This is a genomic window from Citrobacter sp. wls826, from assembly GCF_005281245.1.
GTDB classification, from domain to species: Bacteria; Pseudomonadota; Gammaproteobacteria; order Enterobacterales; family Enterobacteriaceae; genus Citrobacter; species Citrobacter braakii.
The window spans coordinates 31,911-33,072 of sequence record NZ_SZWS01000016.1 but is presented as its reverse complement, the minus strand read 5'-3'; the positions used below and the strand labels follow the sequence as shown (position 1 = coordinate 33,072).

The window sequence follows — 1,162 nt, the reverse complement described above, 5'->3', positions numbered from 1 at the left end:
GCTGCCAGCAGCGATTTTAGCGGATGCTCGCGCGGCTGCGGCGGAGGCGGCAGCGCGGGAAGGCTCAGCAACGGCAGCAAGGTAATGAAAGTGCCCGCCGCCGCCAGACCGTAGTTCCACGCCACGCCACCGGTCGCGAGCAATACCCCGCCAAGCATCGGCGAAATAACCGAACCCAGACGTACCGTCAACATGGTAATCGCCCCGGCCTGCATCAAATTCTCCCGGCCAACCAGCGCCGGTGTTGCCGCCAGCAACGCGGTCACGCCCAGCGAGGCAAAGAAACCGTCCCATAAGCCAAGCAAATAAATCGCCAGTAACGACGGTTCGGGCAGCAGCGCATTCAGACACAGACCAATAAAGCCGATTCCGCAGGTTCCACGAGCCAACAGGATCACTTTTTTACGCTCATAGCGGTCGGCCAGCACCCCGCCCACCATCAGACCAATAAACATTGCGCTGCCGGTCAACGTTACTGACAAACCGACCTGCCAGGTCGACTGGGTCATCATCTGGATCTGTACCGGAACCGCCACGCCGAGTAGCCCCAGAGAGACAATGGAAATAAAACGGGCGAGGAAGACGGCGCGAAATGCAGGGTGGGTCTTTAACAGGCTGAGATTGAGCAGCCAGGATTGTCGATTCATTACAGAGCCTTACCAGGTACTTTTTCAATATCCATTCGATGGCTGCACATGCTAACATATCCAAATAAGATCGATAACGATAATTACTATCATTATCAGGGAAGTTGATATGTCATGCTCTGTTTCCGCGACACGTGCCTTCGCCGTTCCCGGACTATTGTTATTACTTGTTCTCACCACGATATTAAGTCTGGTTATTGGCGCCAAGTCGCTACCTGCCTCCGTGGTGCTGGATGCACTTACCGGCAGTTGTCAAAGCGCTGATTGCACCATCGTGCTGGACGCGCGACTGCCGCGCACGCTGGCGGGGCTGCTCGCCGGTGGGGCGCTGGGTCTGGCTGGCGCATTAATGCAAACGCTCACGCGTAACCCTCTCGCCGATCCCGGCATTCTGGGCGTTAACTCCGGAGCCAGCTTCGCTATTGTGCTGGGAGCCGCGCTGTTCGGTTTTTCCTCTGCGCAAGAGCAACTGCTGATGGCCTTTTCCGGGGCGCTGGTCGCGTCGCTTATAGTGG

The 1,162-nt window shown here is 57.2% G+C and carries 2 protein-coding genes; one reads left to right on the top strand and one right to left on the bottom strand.

What is annotated here, in order from left to right; translation table 11 throughout:
- Positions 1–647, bottom strand: a 647-nt coding sequence (gene entS / locus FDW87_RS21530) for an enterobactin transporter EntS (RefSeq protein WP_252362958.1), incomplete at its 3' end; no start/stop codon positions are given.
- 109 nt (positions 648–756) lie between these two features.
- Here entS and FDW87_RS02225 point away from each other — a divergent pair.
- On the top strand, positions 757–1,162 hold a 406-nt coding region (locus FDW87_RS02225), incomplete at its 3' end, for an iron chelate uptake ABC transporter family permease subunit (RefSeq protein WP_170975096.1).